This window comes from Peribacillus simplex (assembly GCF_900156045.1).
In the GTDB taxonomy this organism is placed as follows: domain Bacteria; phylum Bacillota; class Bacilli; order Bacillales; family DSM-1321; genus Peribacillus; species Peribacillus simplex_D.
Window position 1 is genome coordinate 348,739 of record NZ_FTMX01000002.1, and the last position, 21,502, is coordinate 370,240.

The window sequence follows — 21,502 nt, forward strand, 5'->3', positions numbered from 1 at the left end:
CGGTACTTTATCAAGTTCCAAAAATGTGGCCAAGTGATTTAAATCAATTGTGATATGATATAACCTAACCATTTGCCAATGGTATCCTTAAAAATACGGATTCATCTGCAATATTTTTCAATGATAAAACCGAAGTTATTTTTGCTATACTCCTCCTGCACCAGGGTTAAAGCCATAACTTTTCTATTAGTATTATGCAGTTCATTAAGAAGTTTCGCGGAATATCCTAGCAATTCTTACCATGCTAAGTTACTACGATTTTCTTATTTAACCTTTCCAATTAGTTACTATTTAATTTTCAAAAATACAGCTGTCTAACATCTTCTATCTCCCTGTTTCCGTTTATCTAAAGTCGACATGTTTAAAACAGGGGATAATGATTAAAATACCCGCATTCTCAACAGATTTCAAATCAACAATGTATTTAGACAGTACTCAAGGTTTAGACTTAGTCAGCAAATGTGTAAAATGGCCTAGACATAGAAAAGATCATTTAATTACTAGAGATATGTTAATGATTTTGAAAAAAGATTAGTAATTGCAGACATCAGTGCGGATGTAGAAGGGGCAATTGAAACCTATAAATCGAAAATGCATGCAAATCCTACTTAGTGTATTTATAACATCAGTCTTTATTGTTTACATTACTTTTATCTGGAATCTGTTTTTTGGGGATTCCACAAAAAAAAGCTTGCAGATTTAGACCCTAAAAGGGACCTTATTCTACAAGCTGAACAACCTCCTATCCGAAGTTTTCCAGTTAAACTATTGATTAAAATGATATATGGTACCTTCACCAACCATTTCCATTCAATATAGGCTCACCTGATACCAAGAACCTTTCCCAGAAAAATCGAATATCAGTTTTCACGCGATATATTAATTATGGATTATGAAGTTCCTCCATAAATTGCTCTATAGGTAATTAGGTAATTTCATATAATAACAGGTAAATATACACAACGGAAACATGTTTAAGGTACTATCAAAAAACCTTTCGATATTTAAACAATGCTCCCAGATCATGAAAAAAGCCCGTGTATATTACACGGGCTTCTCCATTACTTCAAATCCATTGGATTATATAATTCCACGTCAGGATTTTTATCTTGGAACCAACGAAGTGCAAACTCATTTTCAAATAAGAATGCATATTTATCAAACCGGTCTTTAACAAGGATGCTTCTTGAGCTATGAAGGTTTTCATCAAGCTTTTCATCTTCAGCCCAACGTGTAATCTTACTGCCCATGCGCTCCATCACGACTTCAACATTGTACTCGTTCCTCATTCGATGCTCGAATACTTCGAATTGAAGTTGACCAACCGCACCAAGCAGATATTCTTCCATCCGAACGGTTTTGAAGAGCTGAATTGCCCCTTCTTGTACAAGTTGGTTAATTCCTTTATGGAAATGTTTCTGTTTCATGACGTTTTTAGCTGTTACCCTCATGAATAGTTCCGGTGTAAACTGAGGCAGCCTTTCAAACTGGAACATGTCTTTGCTGGTTGTGATCGTATCTCCAATCTGGTAGTTACCGGTATCATATAAACCGATGATATCTCCGCTTACCGCTTCATTTACGGTGTTCCGATCATCAGCCATGAATTGGGTAGAAGAAGACAGGTTAATCGGTTTTCCTGTCCTGCTCAAGTTTACGCTCATTCCGCGCTCGAATTTACCGGAGCAGATACGAAGGAAAGCGATCCGGTCACGGTGTTTCGGGTTCATATTCGCTTGGATCTTGAAAATGAAGCCTGAAAAATCATTACTGACAGGGTCCATTTCACCAGACGTTGTCATCCGTGCTTGTGGAGCTGGTGCAAATTTCAAATAAGCATCCAAAAACGTCTGAACACCGAATGTCGTTAAAGCACTTCCGAAAAATACGGGACTAAGTTTTCCATTCGCAATGTTTTCTTCAGAGAATTGGTTACCCGCTTCCGTCAACAGCATGATTTCTTCCAAAGTTTGCTCATATAACTGGGAATCCTTAAGTTTATGATCCACTTCGAGTTCACCTTCGTCATTCAACGGAAGGAAACGCTCTTCCCCTTCAGTTTTGAACTGTTCAATCCGGTTATTGAACCTGTCGTAAATGCCCACGAAGTCTTTTCCCATTCCAATCGGCCAGTTCATTGGATATGTTTCTATGCCTAATACCTCTTCGAGTTCGGCAAGCAATTCAAGCGGCGTTTTACCTTGTCGGTCCATTTTATTGATAAAAGTGAAAATCGGGATGCCCCTCATCCGGCATACTTTGAATAATTTAACTGTCTGATCCTCGATACCCTTTGCCGAATCGATGATCATCACGGCGCTATCAACAGCCATCAGTGTACGATATGTGTCTTCACTGAAATCTTGGTGGCCTGGTGTATCGAGAATATTGACTCGGAAATCATCATAATCGAATTGCATGACTGAAGATGTAACGGAAATTCCCCGTTGCTTTTCAATCTCCATCCAGTCACTTGTTGCATACTTCCCTGTTTTTCTAGCTTTGACTGTTCCGGCATCACGGATCGCGCCGCCAAACAGCAATAATTTTTCTGTCAAAGTCGTTTTCCCGGCATCCGGGTGAGAGATGATTGCGAAGGTCCGTCGGGATTGAACCTCGTCTTTTAATGTAGTCATAAAATGTTCCTTTCATAATTGGAGTCATCAAAAAAAATTTATAGGAGGTTTACTGTATTTTTTACATTGGTATGGCAACCTTTCTTTGTATGCAAAAATCCTGATCCTACACAATATATGTAAGAAAAAATATATCATAAGGCATAAGCCTTGGCTACTCTGCATTCATGTCAATCAACCTTTCTATTTTAACACGATATGAAGGAAAGATGTAGAGGTGAATGAAACACCATTAGAGGATTTGTTCAGATGGCAAAACAAAAGACGCTAAATTAGCGCCCCTTATCTTAATCCATATGGTTATCGTTCATTTATTCATGATTTAACATTTACCGTGCAGTTTTAATCGCTTTTTGATTCCGCTTGTTCTTCCAGCGTTTTTTTACTTCCTTGAATATGATGGGAGCAGCAAAAATGAGGGCCCTTTTTAATAATTTCTTCATTTTCCATCAGTCCTTTCTTTCTTAACCTATACCCGATTATTTTCGTAAAAAACTTATTGACAAATAGTTTTCCTAATTTCATCCATAAAGGCTTTTGCTGTTGGTCATGGCACCCCAGTCTAATTTCAATCGAGGAAAATCCTGCGCGACAATACCGTTATGCTTCCATTATTAAACCTTCCTAAAATTATTTTCCCCAAAAGGGAATGTATAATTTGCTTTCATTTGTTTTATCCTTTATAAAGGTGGGTATATACTAAAAAACTGGAAATTAATCCAGAGGTTAGTGGATTAATTTTTCCTTTGGGCTTTCACATATTATCAATCATCTTCGTATGATAACATTAACTTGATTGAGGGTGCTGGCTAATGTGTGAAATTAATTTTTCCATCCAGGTAAAATCATCACCATTAATATTTTTTAACTTTTTAGGAGGATTCATCGAATGACAGTAACAGGTAAAGTGAAATGGTTCAATAGTGACAAAGGATTTGGATTCATTGAAGTACCAAACGAAGATGATGTTTTCGTTCATTTTTCCGCCATTCAAGGAGAAGGTTTCAAGAGCCTTGATGAAGGTCAAGAGGTTGAATTTGAGATCGAAGAAGGAAACCGTGGACCTCAAGCTAAAAACGTCGTAAAACTCTAAAGCATAGATACACAAACATATTTTATAGGCATTGCAGAAGGAGGCCGCCATATTGGGCGGCCTCCTTTCCTATATATGTACAAGCGAAATATTCACATTATCTTTCATTAAAATGATCCAAAATGAAGCCAGGAACATGTTCGCCAGAAAAACTCTTGATATCCACATCTCTGCTTTCTTTATAATAAAAGGCAGCTGAATACTCTCCGCCCCAATCGATTTGAGCATTATCAATGGCCGTCTCGATTTCCAAAGCCGTCTTGAGTTTCATGCGATTTGGCTGTTGTTCAATCTGCTGTGCAAGTTCACTTTCAGAATTCGAATGATAAAATTTCGAATCGGTCTTCGCAACCAGGATATAAGATATATCATCAGCCATTAACCGCGCTTTTGCAGATTGTCCGGTACTTTCCATCCATTTTGAAAACTGAGTATATGAAGAGTCCCAATTCATATAAATGGTTTTGTTATTATTCAAAAGAATTTCGATGGAGGCATAATCACCAAAAGAAGATGTCATTTGGGCGAACGATTGATTATTCAGATCCTCCGACAATGACTTTACAGCAGCTTCCAGCTCTTGACCGTCCGTGATCGTTATTGATTTGTCCACTTGTCCGCTCGCCGTTATCTTGATTTTAGAAACGTCTACAGCGGATACATTCAATAGCTCATTAACCATTTTTTTATATTCATTCGACTCATAAATTTTCGCCAACAGTGGTAGATAAGAGTCAAAATTTTGCAAATGATACTCTCTTGCTATCCGTTTTCCATTCTTGAGTTCATACATCAGAAATACGGTTTGTCCATCATTCACTTCACCAATGGAAACCTTTTTACCCTTATCGATAATTTCCTGATGCAATAACCTGATCGCTTCTATATTCTCCTTCTCTTTAAGATAATTGAAAGCTTTATTCGACGCGACATCATCTTCAAAAAATAAAGGAGAATCGCCAATATAAATTTGGCTAATCATCTTTTCATCTGGAATCTTGGCCCTATACTGAAGGGGATCTATTTTTATTATGAGTGCCAGCACAATGATAGCCACTATAAATGCTACATAACCTTTAAGGTTGACCCGTATACGCCAAGTCTTTTGCAGGAAGATTTCCCCTAAATAATATCCAAGCAACGAACCGACGGCATATCCGAAGAAAATCCACTCAGGTTCACCTGTCGTTTCGCTAAAATAAAGCCCTGTAAACAGCATCATGCATAATGTCAGTCCGAATTTAAATAATGGCTTAATCTTCGGGTAAACAAATGCCTGCGACACATGCTCCAGCTTTCTCCTCTCATAGAGAAAAAGAGAGCTGATCAGAAATAGAAAGGTTAATATACTATAAATAAATGTATTAATAGAGAAAAAAGTGATTTTTTCCATCTCTGTTGCTGCTAATAAGGGGGAGATGCCATTCATATCGGCACCTAGATAATAATCTGCTGAAAATCCTGCTATCAAAAACTTCACATTGGCCGCAAACAAAACAAACAGTCCCACTGGCAAAGCAAGAAAAATATAGGTCAGCAATCCTTGAAATGCTGATAATCCCGTCACCATTCCCATTAAAACGGCAACAGAAAAGATCAAGGCTTCCAAAATAAATGTAATCCCCATCCAAGACCAAATATCCGTCATGGTATATAGCCTTTCTATATCAATTGCCGAGTGAAATAATATCAATATTGAACCTGTAAGTAAAATCGGCAAACCTATGAAGCCAATTCCCGTCCCAACCATATGAATGTAGATGGTGCGTCTAGTAATCGGTAAACTATGAATGAAGTCTGAAGCTTGTTTCATTTGCAAGAATCGAAAAAGGAAGATGGCAAGCAATACTGGAATAACGATGACCAAGACAAACTGTATCATCTGCTGACAGGAAAAAAGGTTTTCGAATTCCACATATTCATTGTTCTCATTCAAGATAATCGCTAACAATTTCAGAGGCAGTGCAAATATGAGGCCTACGAGATACAGGAAACCAATCCAGCCAGTGCTTCTGAAAATATAGATAATCAGTTCTCTATTAAACCAGGTTATTCTGGATGACATAACCGATATCCCCCATTTCATAAATGAATATCTCCTCTAGAGTAAGTGGAAGAATATCTAATATTTCTGGCTGGAACTGATTAAAGTGCGATTTAATCATGGGTTCTTTACCTTTAACGATGCAAACGATCACGCTGCCGCGTCTTTCCTTGTTAAGAATTTGAATTCCGCGGTATAAACCGTGGGGAATTTTATGTTTAAAGGCAATTTGCACTTTGTGTACGTCCGCTTTCAAGTCATTCAAATCCTTTTGGATAACAAGTTCACCCTTGTGCAAAATCCCTACATGATCGGCTAAATCTTCAATTTCCCGCAGATTATGGGACGATAGTAAAATCGTCATATCCCTTTCCGATACATCCTGAATCAACAACTGTCTCACATTTTTACGCATGACCGGATCTAATCCATCAAACGGTTCATCCAGGATGAGAACTTCCGGCATCGTCGAGAGCGCGAGCCAAAAAGCAACCTGTCTCTGCATCCCCTTCGAGAGTTTATGTATTTTAGATTGGATGGGGATCTGGAAAACTTCCTGTAATTGATAGAAACGTTCTTGATTCCACTCACTATAAATATGACTATAAAAACCTGCCATTTGCATGATCGTATAGTTAGCCAGGAAATAAGGCATATCAGGAAGGAAGAAACAACGATTTTTCACTTCTCGGTTTTCAAACACATATGATCGATCAATCAGAACTTCACCTGCGTCCTGTATCAGATTGCCTGATAGCATTTTTAATAAAGTCGTTTTCCCTGCCCCATTTGAACCTAATAACCCGAATATGGAGCCTTTTTGTATGACAAAGGTGACGTTTTTGACCGCTTCTTTTCCTTCATATAATTTACTCACCTGTTTCATTTCAATCATGATTCTCCCCCCTTTGCCAATGGACTGATTTCCTTTATTAATCTATAAATTTCATGTTTATCGATTCCGATATACAGAGCTTCAGCGAGCACCTTTGAAAGCTGGTTTCTGATCTTTTCTTCTTTTAAGGAGTTTTTTAAAGATTTAGGAGGTGCCACGAAATTCCCTTTGCCTGGCAATGTATATATAAACCCTTCAGATTCAAGCTGCTTGTACGCTTTCTGGATCGTATTTGGATTGATGGTCAATTCCTGAGCCAATATTCGTATCGAGGGGAGCTGATTATGTTCCTGTAAAACTTCATTGATCATTAGTTCCTTAAACTTATCAATCAATTGCTCATATATTGGCTTTCCACTCGCGACATCCAACTCAAACATCATCAACCCCTCCTAGCAAATGGGTGTATTACATCTCCTAATACAGTACATTATAAAACAATATCTTCCAATTTTAAACCAATTTCAAACATTACTATCCAGACATTTGCTTTCATTTTGTTTAACAAGGCCTACAGTAGGGAACTAAAGATAGTAAGAATAAACAAAGGAGTTGTTTTCATTGAAACCATTATATACAGCTACAGTTACCGTACACGGTGGTCGTGAGGGACATGTTAAATCAGAGGACGGGATTCTGGATTTCGATGTAAGGTCACCGAAGGAATTAGGTGGTTCCGGTGAGCGCGCTACAAATCCTGAACAGTTATTTGCAGCCGGCTATGCAGCTTGTTTTGACAGTGCCTTGAATCTTGTTCTGCAAAAAGAAAAGAAAAAAGTCGATACTTCCGTGACGGCAAATGTCACGATCGGTAAAGATGAGGAAGACGGCGGTTTTAAATTGGCTGTAAGGTTGGATGTTTCAATCCCCGACCTAAGCAGGGAAGAAGCCGAAGACTTTGCCAAAAAAGCTCACATGACCTGCCCTTATTCAAAAGCGACTCGCGGGAACGTCGATGTCACCTTGATTTTAGTATAAGAATATGCAAGGGAATGGATACGGCATTAAGGCCGGTTCCATTCCCTTTTTACTATTTCACTTCTTCCAAACCCTTCAGCTTCAAAAGAAAGCCCAGACCTATTACTGCCATGATGATCAGTGACCCTAATGCCATCCGGCTCGCCAATGTACCGAGGTCATGGAATACCAACGTTATCGTTCCATATAAAAACGGACCGATTATGGAAGAAACTTTTCCGGAAAATGCAAATAGTCCAAAAAATTGCCCCCTCTTCTCTACCGGGGTCAATTCAATGATATATGTCCGTGATGTCACCCACATCGAACCTAGAGAAATGCCGAACATACTCCCAGCAATCCAGAACCAAAGAGCCGTTTGTGCGAAGACCGCTATAAATAAAGCGACCAAAAGCAGAACTCCCACATATGTCACAGCCAGCCGCGGTCCCTTCGACTGCGTGATATATCCAAACAGAAACGATCCGGCAATACTCGATACTGTCGATACCAAGTAAAGCAAAATGAATCCGCTTGAGGAAAATCCAACAACAGTCTTGGCATATACGGCCATCATTCCGATAGTGGTCGCAATTGCATCATTTAAAAAGAAATAAGCAATCATGAATGTAAAAACCGATCGATAGGATTGCATCTCTTTAAATGTTGATTTAATTTCCTTATAACCGGATAAAAAAGGTTGTTTCGCTTTTTGCTGTTTTGGAGTCTCTTTTAAAAAAAAGAATAAAGGAAGGGAAAAAAACAGAAATAAAATGGCCGTGGGAATAAAAGCTTCATGTGAACTCCCTTTACTGATGAATGGATAGATCGTCAGTCCCACTAACGTCCCAAGATAGCCTACCGCCACTCCAAATCCTGATATAAGCGGCAATTGCTGTTTCGTGCCTAAATCACTCATCATCGTATCATAGAAAACAAGACTCGAATGATAGAAAAACTTTGCTATCACAAATAAAAGAATGACGATCGCTAAGGAAATTGGAATGCCCAGAAGCTTTCCATCGAACGAAGCCCCTCCAAATACACCCATTAAAAATGTACATACAACAGAAATGATTGTAAAAATTATAATATATTTTTTCATTTTTCCCGTTCGATCGATCATGACACCGAACAGCGGGGAAAACAAAACAAGAAACAAACTGGCAATCGCATTAGCGTATGAGATGAAGGTACTTGCAATCTGATCAAGAACGGCATTTTCCCCAATCTGTTCCTGGAGGAAGAATGGAAAGAAAATCGTATTGATATTAGAAGAAAAAATCGTATTGGCAAAATCGTAAAACGCCCAAGAGAGAATGGGCAGGGAAAAATATAAACCAAAATTCCCCTTCCATTTTTTAGACTTCGGTTTCACCTGCAATTCCATCCGCTTTCCCTCCTTTATAGATGCTTAAATTATATGTATTCCATACCTTTCCAATAAATCCTTTAAGTCTGGATTATAACATTGTGTAAAACATGATTTTTTCCTGCCTAACATGTAAAATTATGAAATGAGGCTGTCCTGGGTAATTTAAAATAATGTGCCTAATAGGAGTGTGAAGGATGATTGCAATTATTCTTATTATCTTGTTAACCATACTTGTCCTGTTCGCTATCTACGCTAAAAGATCAAAGAGTGATTTCCCTGAAAGCTTCATAATGCAGCATTCCCCCCTTAAAATTGGACATCGCGGTGCATCTGGATATTGCCCCGAGAATACAATGGCATCTTATATTAAAGCAATTGAAATGGGAGCTGATTTCCTGGAAGTGGATATCCATCTTAGTAAAGATGATGTACTTGTGGTTCATCATGATCCCACACTGGATCGAACCACAAACGGCAAAGGGAACATCCGTGATTACACGGCAGCCGAATTAAAGGAACTTGATGCAGGAAGCTGGTATCATTCTCGCTATAAAAACGAAAGGATTCCTTTACTGAGTGAGGTATTGGAGAATTTCGGGCCAGAAGTTGGTATCTTAATCGAAATAAAACATCCATCTGCTTATCCTGGCATTGAACAGAAACTTGCAGAAGAATTAGAGAAATTCCAAGAATATTCAACAAGTAAAAATAGGATAATGATACATTCGTTCGATATGGAATCCATGAAAAGGTTCCATCAATTAATGCCGGACATACAAGTGGGCGTTTTGATAAAACGGCGAATTAATGACCAAAAATTAAAAGAGATTGCCGAGTTTGCATCATTTTTGAATCCAAAGCAAACGATTTTAAATACGAAGCTGCAAATGCGAATCCAAAAGCACGGGATGAAAGTATATACATGGACCGTCAACAATAAAAAACAAATGCGCATGTTCAAAAAGATGCAGTTAGATGGTATCATTTCTGATTTTCCAGATTATTTCTTGGATTGAAACTTTATATGTGTTTGCTTTAATAACGTTCCAGTTGATTTCACAGCATATAGCGGGATCTTAGCTAGCCAGTTATTCGGTAGGGGTGTCGCAAATTCCTTAAATCCAGTCAAGGTTTCATTTCAAGCCTTCTTTTATATTCATGGTTCGGGGTGAGACCATTTCGAACTCCCCCTTTGCCGACAAACCGAACAATCCGCAAATGCGGATTGTTTTTTTAATAACATGAAATGGTTGTTTCTCATGCGTCCTTAACAGAATAGGCCCATCGCTGTTGCCTCGTCGCCATCGATAACCTGCCAACGGAATTTAACCGACAAGTGGGGTAAAACCAAAATGAGCGGCCATTCTTAAGCCATGCATAAGTACGTTGGTATAAGCACCATTACAGTGAACAAGCGTCCATTGCCTTATACATTCCCTCGTGAAGTTCTGGAATGAATAAAGGCGGAGTCCTTACAGCCATTATTTGATTTTTTAATGGATTATCCATGTTTCGGGGATGTGCATCTTGATATAAATTATTTTCAGTACAGTTATGGTGGTTCTGTTTATCGAAAGAATTGAACTTCCTTTTATCCATATTCGAATCTTGGTTCTACATGACCTTTAACCAGAAATTGGATAACAAGAAAATATTCCCTGTTTATTTTTTGAAAAAATCCCTATATTTTTTGGCTTACTTGCACTAAAATTTGATATAGTGTTCTTAATGATTTAAAATTATGCCAGTCCCTAAATCGTTTTTGGGGACAAACCGAACTAAATTTTGTTATCTTAGAAAAAACGAGGGATTCCTATGTGGGAATTATTATTAGAATTCGATTATCAAACGGTTCGCCATGCGGTATGGGCAGGTTACTTATTTACCTTTGTCTTTCCACTGGCTGCGTTTTACTTCTTAAATAAAAAGCAATCGCTCTTGAACGACAAATATCAAGCTTCCGTTCATACAGATAAAAGTAAATCCCCTGTTCAGAAAGGCAGCACTTTTGACTGGCGCGGCGCACAGCGCTTTTTCACATTTATTCGGCAAAAGGATTCACCAGATGATTCCGATGAGCCAAGCCTCCTTCTCATTGTTTAAAACATTAACAATTCGAGGAGGAAATTATATTGAAGAAGAAAAACATGTTTTTAATTGCCGTCCTATTTTTGGCAACGACCCTTTTGACAGGTTGCTCAGCAGCAACGAGCGGTCCATTTCATACTGCATTGGTTAACCCCATGACAAAAATGCTAGAATTTAATGCTGATATATTTAATGGCAACTATGGTTTAAGCATCATCATGATGACATTTTTGATTCGACTTGTCTTGCTTCCACTGACTGCCAAGCAATATAAAACACAGCTTACCATGAAAACGAAGATGAATGGGCTTAAACCGGAAATGACAGCAATCCAGCAGAAAATAAAAGAAACGAAAGATCCAGCTAAACAAAAGGCCCTTCAACAGGAAATGATGCAGCTTTACCAAAAACATGGAGTCAACCCTTTAAACATGGGCTGTCTGCCGCTCTTAATTCAAATGCCGATCCTAATGGGCTTTTATTATGCGATTCAAGGTTCCCATGAAATTGCTACCCATAGTTTCCTTTGGTACAGCCTAGGCCAGCCGAATATTGCCATGGCGATTATTGCTGGTGTCATTTATTACTTCCAATCGGTCATTTCCATGAGACAAATGCCGGAAGAACAGCAGAAACAAATGAAGATGATGAGCTTGCTTTCACCAGCAATGATTTTATTCATTTCTTTCTCTGCTCCTGCTGCATTGCCGCTGTATTGGTCGATCGGAGGTATATTCATGATTGTTCAGTCAATCGTGCTTCAGCGAATATATAAAAAAGACCATGCCGCTGTCCCGGCTGCAAATGAAACGGTTATTAAAAAAAGCTAATCCACTTGGATTAGCTTTTTTCATATCAGTCACTTTCCCTTCACTGAAACTCCTCAAGCTTGCCTTGATGGACAGTGAAGGGATTTTCGGCGAAAAACACTTTGTTTTATTTCTTCGGCACAGGATTTGTTGAAACCTTTTCGAAAAACCTCTCAACATATTCGAAATCCGTGTAAAAGAACAATAATAGATCACCCGGTTGTGATGTTTCCCAGGCTTTTACGAATGCGTCCAATTCATTAGGTTCGATGAATGTCCGATCTTTATGTAACCCCGCTTCTATGGCAGCTTCCTGAAGCAGCCCGGCTACTTCGAACGGCTCCCTTCCCCGCAAATCATCGTCTTCTTTAATGATGAACAGATCAGTATTCATGGCCGCCACCTTGGAGAGCCTGATAAGCTCTTCATCAATACGGTCCCCCGGTCCTGCCAAAACAGTGATAAGACGATTTTTGCTATAGGCACTGACCGTTTCGAATATGGCCTTCAATCCTGCTTCATTATGGGCATAGTCGATGATGATCGTGCGCTCTTTCAACTTTTTTAAATTGAAGCGTCCTTTGGACAAATTCGTATCAGGCATAAATGTGGCAGCCTTCCTTCTTAGTTCTTCCATTGAAACGCCTTGTGTTTCGGCTGCGGCTAACGCCTGAAGTAAATTGGCGATATTATGACGTGCCATGCCGGAAATCGTTACTGGAACCCTGGTGCAATCCATAAATTGATGGATGACACCATCAGCTGAATGACAAATCACGCCTTGTTCATTGACGTACCAAACTTTACCTCCCTTATTTATCGCAGCCTTCACGTGAGGCTGGGTGGCATCAGTAGAGGTGTAAATGACCTCCCCATCTGTATAGGCGTTCATGGCAGCTACATTCGGATCATCTGCATTCAGTACACAATAGCCTGTTTTCATTACGACTTCGGCTACCAGCCTCTTTAATTTAATGAGATCCTCCAATGTATCGATTCCATCATGGCCGAGGTGATCCTCACTTACATTGGTGATGATCCCCACATCACATTTACGAAAAGCCAGACCTTCACGCAGAATCCCGCCCCGGGCCGTTTCCAATACGGCAATATCAACTTCAGGATGGGATAATACCATTCTTGCACTGACAGGGCCACTGCAGTCACCGTGATCCAATACCTCATCACCGATATATACTCCATCAGAATTTGTCATGCCCACCTTTGTTTTTTCATTAGTAAGAAAATAATGAATTAATCGGGTTGTTGTCGTCTTTCCATTTGTTCCTGTCACTGCGATGATCGGTATAGCCGCCTCTTCCCTAGTCGGAAATAAGTAATCGACAATGGCTTTGCCTACATCCCTTTTTTTCCCTTCACTCGGATAATGATGCATTCGAATTCCCGGTGCAGCATTCACTTCAATAATTGCAGTGCTTGAATGTTCGATTGGTTTTGATATATCCTCACAAATAAAATCTATTCCGGCGATATCCAGGCCGATCGCTTTCGCGGCGGCAACAGCCATATTTTTAATAGTGGGATGAACCTGGTCCGTTACATCGATTGCCTTTCCACCAGTCGAAAGATTTGCATTGCCGACAACTTGAACCAATTCCCCTTGATTCGGAATGGTATCGAGCGTCCGATTCGATTTTTCCAAGTAACACGTCACGGTATGTGTAAGTGGGATTTTTGACATCGGCTTTTCATGACCTTCTCCCCGCAACTCATTACAATTTTCCTTTTCTATCAAACTGCTTATCGTTTCCTTACCGTTGCCAATAACATAGGGAGGAAGCCTCAAACTAGCGGCGATAAGTTCTCCGTTAACTATCAATAACCGATAATCATGTCCTTCAATATGCCGTTCGACAATGTACTTCTCCACATGCAACTCCAAACAATTAATTACATTGAATAGTTCATCCTTATTTTTGATATGAGTGATGACACCCTGCCCCTGTCTCCCATTATACGGTTTTATGACCAGTGGAAAACCCAGCCTGTCCGCCGAGGCAAAGATATCTTCAATGGAATGGGCAACTTCCCCTTCAGGTACAGGGAGTCCACACCCTCTTAAAATTGATTTAGTCAAAGATTTGTCACATGAATTCTCAACAGCAATATTCGAAGTTTGGCTAGATATTGTCGCCTGGACATACTTCTGCCTTGTACCGGTTCCTAAACGTAGTAAGCTTTCATCACCCATTCGCTCGACAGGGATATCTTTTGCCTGCGCAGCTATAAAAATAGCTTCGGTACTTGGCCCTAGTTTATTTTTATAATATAACTCCTCTATTTGTTTTACATAAGATTGTACATTTATAAGTTTTTCACCATTCAGGATGGCTTCCACGATATCTTTTGCTGCTAAAAAAGCTTGAAGTCCTGAGTGAGGCTCCTGATAGTCAAAGGTAACATAATAAACACCCTTCTTTTCCATCATTATCGTTTTTCCACGAATGGCTTCGATTCCTGCCAAGTTTTGAAGCTCAATCGTCATATGCTCCAATATATGTCCCATCCATGTTCCTTTTCTCAGCCTTTCGGCGAAGCCGCCTCGATACCCTTTTGAACATGTATGGCTTCCCAAGTTCGGGAGCGCCTTTAACAATTTTTCATTGAATCCAGGTATTGAATCAGATGGTTTCTGTTCAAGTTCCCTTATATCCAATTCAATGCAAATCGTAGGTGTATAAGCAAAATAATTAGGTCCTTTTAAATAACGGACTCGATTGATCATCATTGTTGGATCCCCTTTTTCATCAACAATTTCCTGGTAAGCAGGTTAAAACGGTAACCCCTTGTTAGGGTATGAAGGTTAAATCCCGAAAGAGTCAACTCTTCACTGCCATTTTCAGAAGATGTGATATTGATATAATCACTGGTGCTGCCATCAAGAATCAATACTTGATGTTGGCCAACTACTTCAAAATGACCGTCTTTCACTAAAATTGCTGTATTTTCATCAATGCCAATACCCATAATTTCCTTATTCCCCGCTATCGCACTTAACAGACGGTCAAAGCGGCCACGCTGGGAAAAATGTTGATCGATTATCAGGCCGTCAAGGAAGCCGAAGCCTACCCCAATTTCAACCTTTAACTTATTGTCATTCAACATCGTGTCAGCAGCGACAATCATGCACTTACCTAAAATCGAAGCGCCAGCACTTGTCCCTGCTATCACCATTCCTTTATGCCAGGCTTTAGAAAGGGCATCGTGGAACTTGGTCTTTCCAATCAGTTCAGACAATCGGCTTTGGTTGCCCCCTGAAATGAAGATAGCAGAAAAGGAAGTCAGCTGTTCACAAATTGCAGGATCGTCTGCATCCTGCCTTGAATCCAGCTTGATCACTTCCACCCTGTTCACGCCTAAATCCCTGAAGATCTTGGTATACTCTGCACTCACTTCCTCAGGAATTTCACTTGCTGTAGGCAATATTCCTATTCCGCCGTCGCTATGGGTTGCAAGCTCGACAAATTTATTTAATACTTCACCTTCAAGGCACTTATCCTCTGCCCCGCCAATGATAAGTAATTCACCACAATTCATTCATCATACTCACCTTTACAAATGGATTAACATCATGAAACAGAACACATAATGACTAGTATGGCAACTTCTTTCAGTCTTCATTCATAAAAATGGCAAACTGCATAATTTTGTTTAACTTAATGGAAAAAGAGGAAAAGTAATAGAGTAAAAAAATAAAAGGAGTGTGCAAAAATGAGCCAAAACCAATTAAAAGATAAAGTATTGAACATCATTCGTGATCATAAAATAGGAGTTTTATCTTCAGTTGAAAACAACAAACCACATTCACGCTATATGACATTTTTTAACGATGAATTAACTTTATACACACCAACGAGTGGAAAGACGGAAAAAATTGATGAAATTGAAAAGAATCCCAATGTTCATATTCTGATCGGCTATGATAATGAAGGATTAGGCGATTCCTACCTGGAAATCTCAGGTACCTCGAAAATAAACGATTCACAGGAACTGAAGGATAAATTATGGAATGAATCATTTGAAGATTGGTTCGAAGGTCCGAAAGATCCCAATTATTTGATCCTTCAAATTAAGCCTGAAAGCATTCGGTTGATGAACAACAATGGTGAACCTCCACAAGAATTATCATTATAATTTGTCATTCACGAGTATTTGAGCGTAATTCACGAGTAAAACAACGAAACTCACGAGTATTTCGCCCAAACTCACGAGTAAAACACCGAAATTCACGAGTATAATGAAAATTTCGCTAAAAAACAGTAAAAGCCCGCACTTATTTGATATAAGTGCGGGCTTTTTTCACGATTAAGCCAACTCTGATTGGATATAATGCAAAATCAGATTGGCTGTATGCTTTAATGAAGAAACATGCGTCCGCTCGAAGGCATGTGAAGCATCTATCCCCGGTCCGATTAGACCATGTACGACATCATATCCTGCCCGGATCGCAGCGGAAGCGTCCGAACCATAATATGGATAAATATCGACGCAGTAGTCGACAGCATTTGCTTTAGCAAGGGCGACTAGATGCTGACGTAATTTATAATGATAAGGACCCGAGGAGTCTTTTGCACAAATGGAAACGCTGAATTCATCCGTCGATTGTCCATCACCGATCGCTCCCATATCGACAGCTAGATATTCCACTGTTTTCTCAGGAATATTGGAATTACCGCCATAGCCGATTTCTTCATTGTTTGAAATCAGGAAATGAGTCGTATAAGCCAATTTTATCTTTCCTGCAGAAATGAGGTCAATGATATGAAGCAGGATGCCGACGCTTGCTTTATCATCCAAATGCCTTGATTTCAAAAAGCCTGTTTCCGTAACTTCCACTCTCGGTTCAAAGGAGACAAAATCTCCAACAGAAATGCCAATGGCTTCGGTTTCCGCTTTAGTTTTCACGACAGCATCTATCCGGATCTCAATTGTCTCATCATCACGCTTGGCATCCCCGGCATTTTTATATACGTGGACAGAGGTCTGATTGATTAAAATGGTCCCGGTGATAATTGCTCCGTCAGCTGTATGGATTTTACAATACTCCCCTTCCACTGAGTTCCAGCGAAAACCGCCAATCATCGTCAATTTAAGGCGGCCATTTGCCTTGATTTCCTTTACCATGGCTCCCAGGGTATCGACATGGGCAGTCAGCAATCGATGTTTGCCATCATCTTCGCCTTTTAATGAAGCAAGCAATGCCCCTTTATTCGTGATCTTGTAAGGAACGTTCCTTTGCTCCATGAAATCGGACGCGTATTTAATGGCTTGCTCTGTATAACCGGAGGGGCTGGGTATGGACACCAATTCTTTTATGTAAGATAGGATTTCTTTTTCTTCGATCACACTCATGCAAATCTCTCCTTTCCTCTTGTTCATTATATCTTTTCATGGCAACTTTTAACATATTAAAAGACCGTCAAAAAGACGGTCCTTTAATCGATTTAACCCATATGGGCCAGAACTGGCAAGATGGCCATAACTAATGATGAAATGCCATATAACGCTATATTCTCCATATTTACTTTTCTTTTCCACTTATCACGCCATACTTTGTACCTGCTCATATCTTCGTTCCTCATAAAAAGACCTCCTTCATGATGAAAGTTCAACTTACTTCAACTGTCTTTGTTTGTTGGACATTTCCTTTATATATTCCAAGAAGGCAATTCTCTTTTCTTCTGGATAGGCTACAATGTCTGAAATGATTTCCTCTTCAAGAGGTTTCAGTAAACGGCCAACCGATTCAGTAAACAATATTTCTAACTCTCTCTTTGTTTCATTAGGATTTCTCACTTCCATCAATATCACCCTTCCAATTACTTACTATTATCTATATAGCCTTTATTCACTTCATTGAAACGCAAAAAAACCGACCGCCCATAAAGGCGGTCGACAGTCATCATTAAATTATTTCGTTACACCTACATTATGCCACTGATATTGGCGGCCTGCGAGATAATCATAACCTGTAACTCGTTCATTCACTCCTGCCAATTGATAACGGAATAATGTCGGAATGACCGGAACCTCTTCATTGATCAATTCTTGCCACTCATTATACGTATCGATCCGATATTGATCATCAAAGGCTTCCTCTGAAATCCCTTTAGCAAGAAGCTCATCATTTTTTTCATTCACCCAGCGGGTATAGTTAAATTCCGCAGATCTTGCCCATAGACCAGATGGATCTGGATCGGAAGCGACTCCCCATGCAGCTGAATAAACATCAACTTGATCATTATCCTTTTTCAATAGGTCATAGAATGAATTGAACTCATGCAGCCTACCATCCTGCAATTCAACGTCCAAACCTACTTGTTCCCATTGTTGGATATAATACCTTGCAAGAGGCTCGGAAACATCGGAACCGCTCATGGAAGCAAAATTGATTTTGAACTCTTTTCCATCTGCATCTTCACGAATGCCATCCTTATTCGTATCTACAAATCCTGCTTCATCCAAAAGTTTTTTTGCTTTTTCAGGATTGTATTCATAAGGTTTTACATCTTTATTATTATATTTAAAGTTCGGTGTAATGACAGAGTTGGCAGGGAAGCGAAGGCCCTTGTACATCTTTTCGCCAACTTCTTCATTATTGATGGCATATGCCATCGCCTGACGAAGGCGTTTGTCTCCGAATTTAGGATTCTCATCCATAATATTTTCTTCTTTTTCTTTATCATAGTAGCCGAAATTGAAACCAATATAGGAATAAGCCAATTCAACTTTCCCCAATAATTCGACATTATCCAATTCCTTGGCTTGATCATATTGCTCAGCCAAGACCTCCGCTACATCGAGGTCACCATTTTCAAGTGACTTGACGACGACGGACGGATTCACGACTTTCAATGTGATACTGTCCAATTTAGGTTCACCGCGGTAATAATCTTTATTCGCTTCAAATTCGACCGCTTCCCCTTGAACGATTTTCTTCACTTTGAATGGTCCAAAACCAATCGGGTTTTTACGGATTTTATCCGAAGATTCCAACTCTGCAATCGGAACATCTTTTAAGTATTCTTTATGAAGCGGGTATGTCCATAATCCAGTCGTGACGGAAGGATTCGCCTTTTTGAATGTGAAAGTGATTTTCTTGCCGTCGACTTTAATGCCTGAAATCTTATCCGCTTTCCCTTCATGATACTCTTCCATACCCTCGATTAAAGCCATTTGTTCATCATAGCGTACACCTTTGTAATCTTTGCTTCCCATGACAAGATATGCATATTCTAAATCGGCACCTAGCACTGGTTTTCCGTCTTGCCAATTTACATTATCCTTAATCGTCAGCGTAACCGTTTTATGATCGTCTGAAATCTCATAGGAAGCGGCACCTTCATTCGTATATACATAGTTTTCATCTGTATCCAGTAAATCTTCATCAAAGAATGTGATAACTTGATTATCGGGTTCGCCTTGATAGAAAACTTTGTTTAATATCCCTTCAAACGGAGTATCGGATACCAAACCATATGTCAAATGGCCGCCTTTAATCGGCTCTCCTTGATTTGTCGTCTTTGTCGGGAATTTAGAGGTATCGACCTGTTCGACTTCTTTCCCTTTTTTCTCTTTCGTTGACGATTTCTCCGTATCATTCGAACATGCAGCAAGCAGTAGAGACGAAATGGCCAATGCACTTAATACCTTACTGTAGCTTTTGATTTTCATATCCTACACTCCCCTTTTTTTATCCTCTTCTTTGTCTTGCATCGGCGGCGCGTTTTAACGCTTGACCAACGAAATTTATACTCAGCATCAACACTAGAATCATGAGTGATGCGGGTACCCATATCCACCACTTGTTTTCCAGAACATCTGGATTTCGAGCATAACTGATGAGCGTACCAAGACTCGGTGTGCTCTCCGGAAGACCGAACCCTAAGAAAGTCAAACTGGATTCTAAGCCAATATTGCCTGCAAGGTTCAAAATGAAGTTGACGATGATCAATGAACTGACATTGGGCAGAAGCTGAAACAGGATGATTTTCCAATGTGGTGTCCCCAGTGTCTGTGAGGCGTGGATATAATCCAGCTCACGCTCGGACAAAGCCTTTGAACGAATCAGCCGGGCCTTTCCTGTCCATAAAAACATCGTCATGATTAAAATGAAAACATATACATTGAAGATCGGCACAATCGTGACTACAACGATGATGAACATCATTTGCGGCAGGGCAATCACGAAATCGATAATACGCATGATGACATTATCGGTTGCCCCGCCGAAGTAGCCCGCGAGAAGCCCTAATGATAAACCGATGATAGCCGTGAATAATGTAATGAATAAACTGATCGTGAATGAATTTCTGGTACCTATTATCAGTTGGCCGAATACATCCCGGCCACCATAATCGGTTCCAAGCCAATAGTCTGAAGATGGTTCCAAATAAATGGAGAGAAAATCGACCTTGGCTATTTCCTTGGCGTCCATGAAAAACGACGCACCGTAAACAAAAAGCAATATGGCTGCCAATAAAATCAATGAGCCCATGGCAAGTTTATCCTTTTTGATTTCCTGCCAGATGATCTTGATTCCTGAAGGGCTCACATCATTAACTTGTATGTTCTTTCCGGTTTCCACTTTCATTTCCATACGACTCACCCCGCTCCTATTCTATCCGTATGCGCGGATCGACCGCACTAAGTATGATGTCCGAAAGCAGGGTGCCAAGCAGAGTGGCAAATCCCGTCATCATGACGATGGCCGTGACAACGCTGAAATCCCGCAGACTGACTGAACTAAGGAAAAGCTGCCCAAGTCCCGGATAACTGAAAATGGTCTCGATTATGACCGCGCCGCCGATCAATCCAGTAATTTCATAACCTAAGAATGCTGCTATCGGTAAAAAGGAATTTCTCAGGATATGACGTGAATATACTTTTGATTCAGGCACTCCCTTTGAACGCGCTGTCCTTACGAAATCCTTGATTTTATTATCGATGATTTCATTTCGCAAATACTGGATCGTACTTGTCGTTGCAATTAAAGCTGTACTTAAAGCTGGTAAAATCAAATGATTGATCTTGCTTACAACATAGGCGAAAGTTCCTTCATCCACTTTTGAATCGACACTGCCCCCAGAAGGGAACCAATCCAGGGCAAATCCGAAAACGAATAACATGATTAAAGCAAAAATGAAAATCGGTGTGCCAAACCCTACATAGCTATAACCCGTAACGGTTTTATCCACCCAGGTATCGTTATACCTTCCGCTAAGTATGCCTAATGGAATAGCAAACATATATGTAAAGATCAGCGTGACCAACGCTAGGAAAACCGTGTTCCAAAGCCTATCTTCGATCACATCCATAACTGGCGTCTTATGTGTATAGGAAATACCGAAATCCCCCTGTACTGCATTGGATGCCCACCTTAAATATTGTTGGTACCAAGGGTCATTCAAACCCAGTTCTTCCCTGATCCTATCAAGCTCGGCAGGATTGGCCCTTGGGTTGATTTCCTGGCCAGACAGTGCATCTCCCGGCATTGCTTTTGCCATCATGAAAACGATGATGCTCAATAAAAAAAGCTGCGGGATCATTACTAATAATCGTCTTAGGATAAACTTCCACATATT

At 39.9% G+C, this 21,502-nt stretch carries 19 protein-coding genes; 6 read left to right on the forward strand and 13 right to left on the reverse strand.

The window, feature by feature from the left end; all coding sequences use genetic code 11:
- Window positions 1-1,061 precede the first annotated feature (1,061 nt).
- On the reverse strand, window positions 1,062-2,636 hold the full coding sequence (locus tag BW986_RS08230; protein WP_076366909.1) for a peptide chain release factor 3: 1,575 nt from the start codon (window positions 2,634-2,636) through the stop codon (window positions 1,062-1,064).
- Window positions 2,637-3,525: 889 nt separating this feature from the next.
- Between BW986_RS08230 and BW986_RS08240 the strand changes: the two genes are divergently transcribed.
- Window positions 3,526-3,729, forward strand: a complete 204-nt coding sequence (locus tag BW986_RS08240) for a cold-shock protein (RefSeq protein ID WP_061462203.1) — start codon at window positions 3,526-3,528, stop codon at window positions 3,727-3,729.
- A 97-nt stretch (window positions 3,730-3,826) separates the two neighbouring features.
- Here BW986_RS08240 and BW986_RS08245 read toward each other — a convergent pair whose 3' ends face one another.
- Genes BW986_RS08245 through BW986_RS08255 form a run of 3 tightly spaced genes read right to left on the reverse strand, consistent with a single transcriptional unit; the run spans window position 3,827 to window position 7,048 of the window.
- Window positions 3,827-5,794 (reverse strand): DUF6449 domain-containing protein, encoded by a 1,968-nt coding sequence (locus BW986_RS08245; protein ID WP_076366913.1) that lies wholly within the window; start codon window positions 5,792-5,794, stop codon window positions 3,827-3,829.
- Window positions 5,769-6,668 (reverse strand): ABC transporter ATP-binding protein, encoded by a 900-nt coding sequence (locus BW986_RS08250; protein ID WP_076366915.1) that lies wholly within the window; start codon window positions 6,666-6,668, stop codon window positions 5,769-5,771. The genes BW986_RS08245 and BW986_RS08250 overlap by 26 nt, the downstream gene beginning before the upstream one ends.
- On the reverse strand, window positions 6,665-7,048 hold the full coding sequence (locus BW986_RS08255) for a GntR family transcriptional regulator (RefSeq protein ID WP_076366917.1): 384 nt from the start codon (window positions 7,046-7,048) through the stop codon (window positions 6,665-6,667). The genes BW986_RS08250 and BW986_RS08255 overlap by 4 nt, the downstream gene beginning before the upstream one ends.
- Before the next feature lie 181 nt (window positions 7,049-7,229).
- Here BW986_RS08255 and BW986_RS08260 point away from each other — a divergent pair, with 181 nt between their 5' ends.
- On the forward strand, window positions 7,230-7,646 hold the full coding sequence (locus BW986_RS08260) for an organic hydroperoxide resistance protein (protein WP_076366919.1): 417 nt from the start codon (window positions 7,230-7,232) through the stop codon (window positions 7,644-7,646).
- A 52-nt stretch (window positions 7,647-7,698) separates the two neighbouring features.
- On the opposite strand, the gene BW986_RS08265 is transcribed toward BW986_RS08260, so the two are convergent.
- Window positions 7,699-9,015: an MFS transporter gene (locus BW986_RS08265; protein ID WP_076366921.1), complete on the reverse strand. Its 1,317-nt coding sequence runs from the start codon at window positions 9,013-9,015 to the stop codon at window positions 7,699-7,701.
- A 179-nt stretch (window positions 9,016-9,194) separates the two neighbouring features.
- On the opposite strand from BW986_RS08265, the gene BW986_RS08270 reads away from it, so the two are divergent.
- The 3 genes from BW986_RS08270 (at window position 9,195) to yidC (ending at window position 11,918) form a co-directional block, all read left to right on the forward strand.
- The gene (locus BW986_RS08270; protein WP_081395544.1) at window positions 9,195-10,016 is read left to right on the forward strand and encodes a glycerophosphodiester phosphodiesterase; all 822 of its coding nucleotides are present in this window, start codon (window positions 9,195-9,197) and stop codon (window positions 10,014-10,016) included.
- Window positions 10,017-10,815: 799 nt separating this feature from the next.
- Window positions 10,816-11,103 (forward strand): hypothetical protein, encoded by a 288-nt coding sequence (locus BW986_RS08275; protein ID WP_076366923.1) that lies wholly within the window; start codon window positions 10,816-10,818, stop codon window positions 11,101-11,103.
- Window positions 11,104-11,132: 29 nt separating this feature from the next.
- Window positions 11,133-11,918 carry a membrane protein insertase YidC gene (gene yidC, locus BW986_RS08280; RefSeq protein ID WP_260320793.1) on the forward strand — a complete coding sequence of 262 codons (786 nt, stop codon included), beginning with the start codon at window positions 11,133-11,135 and terminating at the stop codon, window positions 11,916-11,918.
- Between the two features lie 106 nt (window positions 11,919-12,024).
- Here yidC and cphA read toward each other — a convergent pair whose 3' ends face one another.
- On the reverse strand, window positions 12,025-14,646 hold the full coding sequence (gene cphA, locus BW986_RS08285) for a cyanophycin synthetase (RefSeq protein ID WP_076366925.1): 2,622 nt from the start codon (window positions 14,644-14,646) through the stop codon (window positions 12,025-12,027).
- Window positions 14,643-15,455, reverse strand: a complete 813-nt coding sequence (locus BW986_RS08290; protein ID WP_076366927.1) for a cyanophycinase — start codon at window positions 15,453-15,455, stop codon at window positions 14,643-14,645. The genes cphA and BW986_RS08290 overlap by 4 nt, the downstream gene beginning before the upstream one ends.
- 174 nt (window positions 15,456-15,629) lie before the next feature.
- Here BW986_RS08290 and BW986_RS08295 point away from each other — a divergent pair, with 174 nt between their 5' ends.
- Complete coding sequence (locus BW986_RS08295; protein ID WP_076366929.1) at window positions 15,630-16,052, forward strand: pyridoxamine 5'-phosphate oxidase family protein; 423 nt, start codon at window positions 15,630-15,632, stop codon at window positions 16,050-16,052.
- 171 nt (window positions 16,053-16,223) lie between these two features.
- On the opposite strand, the gene BW986_RS08300 is transcribed toward BW986_RS08295, so the two are convergent.
- The 6 genes from BW986_RS08300 to opp4B form a co-directional block, all read right to left on the reverse strand.
- Complete coding sequence (locus BW986_RS08300) at window positions 16,224-17,270, reverse strand: M42 family metallopeptidase (RefSeq protein ID WP_076366931.1); 1,047 nt, start codon at window positions 17,268-17,270, stop codon at window positions 16,224-16,226.
- 92 nt (window positions 17,271-17,362) lie between these two features.
- Window positions 17,363-17,500 (reverse strand): hypothetical protein, encoded by a 138-nt coding sequence (locus BW986_RS30090; protein ID WP_179086027.1) that lies wholly within the window; start codon window positions 17,498-17,500, stop codon window positions 17,363-17,365.
- Window positions 17,501-17,531: 31 nt separating this feature from the next.
- Complete coding sequence (locus BW986_RS08305) at window positions 17,532-17,720, reverse strand: hypothetical protein (protein ID WP_076366933.1); 189 nt, start codon at window positions 17,718-17,720, stop codon at window positions 17,532-17,534.
- Window positions 17,721-17,828: 108 nt separating this feature from the next.
- The gene (gene opp4A, locus BW986_RS08310) at window positions 17,829-19,592 is read right to left on the reverse strand and encodes an oligopeptide ABC transporter substrate-binding protein (RefSeq protein WP_076366935.1); all 1,764 of its coding nucleotides are present in this window, start codon (window positions 19,590-19,592) and stop codon (window positions 17,829-17,831) included.
- Between the two features lie 19 nt (window positions 19,593-19,611).
- The gene (locus BW986_RS08315) at window positions 19,612-20,511 is read right to left on the reverse strand and encodes an ABC transporter permease (RefSeq protein WP_076367933.1); all 900 of its coding nucleotides are present in this window, start codon (window positions 20,509-20,511) and stop codon (window positions 19,612-19,614) included.
- Between the two features lie 22 nt (window positions 20,512-20,533).
- Entirely contained in the window at window positions 20,534-21,499 is a 966-nt protein-coding gene (opp4B, locus tag BW986_RS08320) for an oligopeptide ABC transporter permease (protein ID WP_076366937.1), read from the reverse strand.
- Between the last annotated feature and the right edge of the window lie 3 nt (window positions 21,500-21,502).